Raw genomic sequence first — 5,297 nt, 5'->3', positions numbered from 1 at the left:
AGCTGGGAAGTGATCCTGAGTTAAATACGGAGTTATATTGGCCACTAACAAAATCCCGTACTTTTTATACTTTAGGTCGCTATGCCTTCGAGTCTGTTGACTGGCGTCTACTTGACCTCAATGTTCTTCCCTTAACTGTCGAGCAGAATATTCATCAGCTTCGGGCGGGTTTGGGGTTTAACTTTTCCAGGAATGGAATACTTGAAGTGGGCGGTTTGGCTGAAGTGGGGAGTTTGGATAATGACTATTTACTCTCCAAAAAGATAAACTATGACACGTATGGAGCTTATCTTAAACTGGGTTATGACAGCTTAAATAGTGCCAGCTTTCCAACAGAAGGAAATCGAATTGAGCTTTCCCTTATTCATAAAGAAGAAGATGCTGATAATGTAACGCTTCAAGATGGAGGGCAAAGTGATTTCGGCGTCCAGTCTACTCAGCTTGGCTTTGAGTGGAAGGGCGCGATTAGTATTGATAGCCATGCCTTTGTAGGCAAGGCTGCTTTTAATAAGATGTTCGTAGATGATGGCGAACACAGTGTTAACAATGCTTCTTTAGGTGGTTTTTTAAACCTGTCCGGTTTTAACGAGCGAGACCTGAGCGGGCCGCATAAGGCCTTTATGGCATTGATTTATCAATACGACTTACGTGGAGGCTTTATTAGAAAAACAGGTTTGCCCTTATACGTAGGACTTAGCGCAGAAGCTGGGAATGTGTGGAGACAGGATGAGAAAGTCGACCTCGAAGAGCTTATTTATGGTGGTAGTATCTATCTAGGCACCGACACCATAATGGGCCCAGTTGCTTTGGGCTACGGTGCCAATGATCATGGTGCCAGCTCGGTATACTTTTACCTGGGTTACGAGCTGTAAGTTTGCCGCTAAGAGAAGTATTCCACTATCCAGGTATAGAGTAGGTCGACGCTTATATCTGCCAGCTTGATTTGCTGAAATGCATCATCAGGGTCCTTATCTCGGTAAGCGAACTGATACATAAGCTGTTCGGGCTGTTCATCATGCAGAATCAAGATGATTCGTTTACCACTTTTCAGACAATCAATTGTCATGACGTCGGCCGGAATCCCGTTAGCTCGCATATTTTTGCTGACACCGACAACCGGATTAATGTTGGCGTGCTCTTGCTGGATTTTTACGTGAGTGTCGGTGGCCAGGTCGGAGAGAATGGATAAGGGGGTTGTGCTCACGAAGGCTCCTCGTCATGTTTGCTGTGGCTGGTTTGATGAATCATCTCTGCAGGTCTAAATAGCTGTTCTAATAAATAGCTTTTGAAAGACTCTGGGTATTCGAGAGTGTCGAGAGCTTTCTCCATACATAGCATCCAGGCGTCTCTTTCTTCACTATCTATGGTGAGGTGGCTATGTACTTTAGGGATGCTAATCGATCCAAAGTGTTGCATATACAAACGCGGTCCACCCATCCACCCGGCCAGGAAGTAGGTGAGCTTCTGTCGGGATAGAGTCAAATCTTCAGGGTGCATTTTCCGAATGACTTGTGCTTCGGGTAGGGTATCCATCATTAAATAGAACGTATCAACTAAACGTGTCAGTCCCGGTTCACCGCCTGCGGCAACAAAGGTCGAGTCACCTTGGCCATACTGTTTATCGCTAATATTCATTAAGTTATCTAACTTTGTTTTCTCACACTTACCAAGCCTTTACTAGCTTAAGCAATGTTTTGTCAGTTTGTTCAGTGCCCTGATTTAAACCATGCCTCATCACTTCCAGAGGTATAATTCAGTCGCGGCCACAAATAGTTTGAGCAGTTGATTCAGCACGATTGGAGATTTGATAAGGGCGTTTAGTTTCTGAGCTTGTCATGTGCTTAATAATGACGTGAAAAATCTTGAAGTCAAATTGAGTGATACTAAATCGTGATTGGCTTATCTGGAAGGGCGGATTCGTTTAATAAAAAGGTTTGAATTATTAAGTAATTAAGATGCCATTAAAGTTAAACTAAGCAGACCAGCCTGTAAAACGCCTAAGTGCGTGTTTTATTATGGTTTACAATTCAGTCATTAGAATCCTTAAAATTGCAAAGAAGTCGGAGAGTTATGCACCTTAATGCAGTCTCAAAATTACGAGATGAGCAGAGTAAAAAGATACATCGGCCTTTTTCTGCTCGTGGTAGCAAGTTAGAAAGGTGCCCGTCATGCCTATTAGTTGAGCATCATTGCATCTGTGCAGAGCGACCCGTTGTTGAGGCTGCTTGTGCATTTTGTTTTATTCTCTATCAGGGGGAAGTATTTAAGCCCAGTAATACCGGACGCATCATCGCAGATCTTATCCCTGACAATTATGCTTTCCAGTGGCAACGTACCGAGCAGGAGGCTGCTTTGCGCGATCTATTGGAGAATCCAGATTACTTTCCTATCGTGGTCTTTCCTCATGAGTATGCAGAAGCTGATCAGTGTATTCGAAACCCGGTTGAAATAGAGAGTCAAGTGCATGGCAAGAGGCCTTTATTTATTATCTTAGATGGAACTTGGCGAGAGGCTAAAAAAATGTTTCGTAGTGCTTATCTTCGGCCTTTTCCTGTGTTGGGGATTAGCCCTGAAAAGGTGTCAAATTATCAGCTGCGCGAAGCATCACAGGATCATCAGTTATGTACGGCCGAAGTGGGTGTTGAAGTACTGAAGTTGGCGGGTGAGCATGAAGCTGCGCAAAGCTTGGATAAATACTTTAAACTCTTTCGAGAGCGTTATTTGGCGGGTAAGGCGAATATCATTCTTAAACGCTAATATTGTGTCTTTAATCTAAGGTTAATAATGTGACAGAAATAGTCGAATTCAAACTAACGCTCGATGAAAGTAATTGCCACATTAAGGCAAGCCAGATACTCGCCAGTCATACGAATCTCTCGCAAGCCAAGATAAAAGACGCCATGCAAAAAGGCGCTGTATGGTTGCATCGAGGGAAGGGGAAGCAGCGTTTAAGGCGAGCTAGTAAGGCGCTAAAGGCTGGTGATGAGCTTGAACTTAATTATAACGCTGAAGTTCTCAGGCAAGCTATCCCTGAACCAAAGTTGATCCATGATGCTTATGATTACAGTATTTGGTTCAAACCCTATGGCCTGAACTGCCAGGGAAGCCGATGGGGAGACTTTGCCAGTATTAATCGTTGGGTAGAAGTAAACCTTGCTAAGCTTAGCAATACCCATGAACGACCTGTCTTTCTAGTCCATCGGTTGGACAGAGCAACCACGGGTTTAATGGTTTTATGTCATAGTAAAAAAGCTGCGCAATGCTTTAGTGAGATGTTTAGTCAGGGGAGGGTTGATAAACGCTACCAGGCAATTGTGCACGGTGATTTTTCTATCTTCCCGCAAGACTATGAAGTAAATAGCCCTGTGGAGGGTAAAGCCGCATGTAGTATGTTTTCTTATGTTGAAGGTAAGGGCGAGTATTCCCTACTTGACGTTAGATTACTAACGGGCCGCAAGCACCAAATTCGCCAACACATCTCCTCCTTAGGCTACCCGATTGTTGGCGACCGGCTATATGGTAAATCATGTGACACGGAAGCTGAGGGTGTTAGGGATCTGCAATTGCAGTCGGTATCACTGAGTTTTGACTGCCCGTTTGAACATTGTAAACAGAGTTTCAAAGTCGCTGAGCAAGATCATCTTTGTCTCTAGGCACTATTCCAATTTTTCAAAAACTAAGCCTAATCTACGCACCTGTTGACTCCCGTCATTTTCTTCTGCCGTACTCAGACTATATTGAGCACTCAATAAAAAAATCTCACTCGCCTCCTAAAGGCGGTCTTCATGTTCGTAGAGATAAGGAAGGGATATGTCTGAAATACTAAAGAATCCGGGGTGGAAGGTAGCCATCGCGGGTACAGGGATCAACCTGGCTCTAGGGGTGCTTTATACCTGGAGCATTTATCAATCCAAGATTGTTGAATCAATTGAAGCGGGCGGTGCCGGTGGATTTAATTGGGACAGAGCTTCGGTTGGCGATCCTTATGCCATCTGCTGTTTAGTGTTTGCCTTTACGATGATTCTGGCGGGTAAGTGCCAGGACTTATTAGGGCCCAGGGTAACGGCACTGATTGGTGGCGTGTTAGTGGGTGCAGGTTTGCTGGTGATTTCGCAAAGCACGAGTTATACAGCTTGGGTGCTTGGTTTTGGTGTGCTCACCGGTGCAGGTATCGGTTTTGGTTATGCTTCGGCTACGCCACCTGCACTGAAGTGGTTCCCCGGCGGGCAGACCGGACTTATTGCGGGTTTGGTCGTTGCAGGCTTTGGCTTGGCACCTGTCTATATTGCCCCCTTGGCTTCTTACCTTGTTGGTGAGTGGGGTTTGCAAAGCACCATGATGTTTTTTGGCGCTGCATTCTTTATTGCCTTAAGCATTCTATCCCGTTTTCTTAAGAATCCGCCTGAGGGCTATGTTCCTGCTGAACCAGAATCTTCGGATCAGAATGTAGTTAAAGAACTGCCTGCCAAAACAGAGCAAGAAGACTTGGAACCGGTTCAACGCAGTGAGCCTGAAAGATCCATGGATGCATCACTGGTTATTAAAACGGCTTCATTTTGGAAACTCTGGTTTCTGTATTTTATTGGCGCTGGAGCCGGGCTAATGGTGATTGGTAGCGTGGCTGGGATGGCGAAGCAAAGTATGGGTAACGCTGCGTTTATCGTCGTCGCCATCATGGCGGTAGGTAATGCCTCAGGACGGATTATTGCTGGCGTGGTGTCTGATGCCATGGGTAAAAACCTTGCCTTGGCAATCTTCCTGGCGCTTCAGTCTTTGAATATGTTTCTGGCGATATTCGTCGTCTCTAGTGAGGGGGCGATGGCGTTCTTTATTGTCTTGTCGGCGACCTTTATTGGCTTTAATTACGGTACCAATCTGGCGCTTTTTCCTGCCTTTTGTAAGGGTTGGTGGGGCTTGAAGTCCTTTGGTATCAATTATGGCCTTCTGTTTACTTCGTGGGGAATAGGCGGTTTTGTGATGACCAAAATATCGGGAGCGATAGTCGCGAGTACCGGATCCTATGTCTGGTCATTTATCGTGGCTGGAATTCTACTGGCGATTGCCGCTTTCGTTGCATTACGAATGAAAGAACCTAAGAGTGTTGCCTAGAGCATGAAAAAAGGGGCGGGTCTAAATCGACCGGCCCCTTTTGTTTAAGTAAGACTAAACCTGTTTAACACTTAGTTTAGTAAATCATTACCTAAGTTGATTAACTGCGTCTCACCATTGCTATCATCAACACCGTCATTGTCATTGACGACATAAACAGTATTGTCTGCAGTTACGGCTAAGCCTTC

General features: G+C 45.0%; 6 protein-coding genes. 4 read left to right on the top strand and 2 right to left on the bottom strand.

The features are described from left to right. Window positions 1-872, top strand: an 872-nt coding sequence (locus tag A3763_RS28580; RefSeq protein ID WP_197482880.1) for a hypothetical protein, incomplete at its 5' end; no start/stop codon positions are given. Between the two features lie 8 nt (window positions 873-880). On the opposite strand, the gene A3763_RS10560 is transcribed toward A3763_RS28580, so the two are convergent. Both A3763_RS10560 and A3763_RS10555 read right to left on the bottom strand, forming a co-directional pair. Then, window positions 881-1,204, bottom strand: coding sequence for a hypothetical protein (locus tag A3763_RS10560; RefSeq protein WP_068509494.1), 324 nt, complete (start codon window positions 1,202-1,204; stop codon window positions 881-883). Further along, window positions 1,201-1,635 carry a group II truncated hemoglobin gene (locus tag A3763_RS10555; RefSeq protein WP_068509492.1) on the bottom strand — a complete coding sequence of 145 codons (435 nt, stop codon included), beginning with the start codon at window positions 1,633-1,635 and terminating at the stop codon, window positions 1,201-1,203. Before A3763_RS10555 ends, A3763_RS10560 begins: the two co-directional genes overlap by 4 nt. Window positions 1,636-2,070: 435 nt before the next feature. On the opposite strand from A3763_RS10555, the gene A3763_RS10550 reads away from it, so the two are divergent. The 3 genes from A3763_RS10550 to A3763_RS10540 all read left to right on the top strand — a co-directional run bounded on the left by A3763_RS10550 (window position 2,071) and on the right by A3763_RS10540 (window position 5,109). After that, complete coding sequence (locus A3763_RS10550; protein WP_068509490.1) at window positions 2,071-2,757, top strand: tRNA-uridine aminocarboxypropyltransferase; 687 nt, start codon at window positions 2,071-2,073, stop codon at window positions 2,755-2,757. A gap of 29 nt (window positions 2,758-2,786) precedes the next feature. Then, window positions 2,787-3,653, top strand: a complete 867-nt coding sequence (locus tag A3763_RS10545) for an RNA pseudouridine synthase (protein ID WP_197470093.1) — start codon at window positions 2,787-2,789, stop codon at window positions 3,651-3,653. Window positions 3,654-3,810: 157 nt separating this feature from the next. Next, window positions 3,811-5,109, top strand: a complete 1,299-nt coding sequence (locus tag A3763_RS10540; protein ID WP_068509488.1) for an OFA family MFS transporter — start codon at window positions 3,811-3,813, stop codon at window positions 5,107-5,109. The last annotated feature ends 188 nt before the right edge of the window (window positions 5,110-5,297 follow it).

Source organism: Oleiphilus sp. HI0128 (assembly GCF_001635365.1).
The sequence above is the reverse complement of the archived record's forward strand: the minus strand, read 5'-3'. Positions and strand labels throughout refer to the sequence as shown.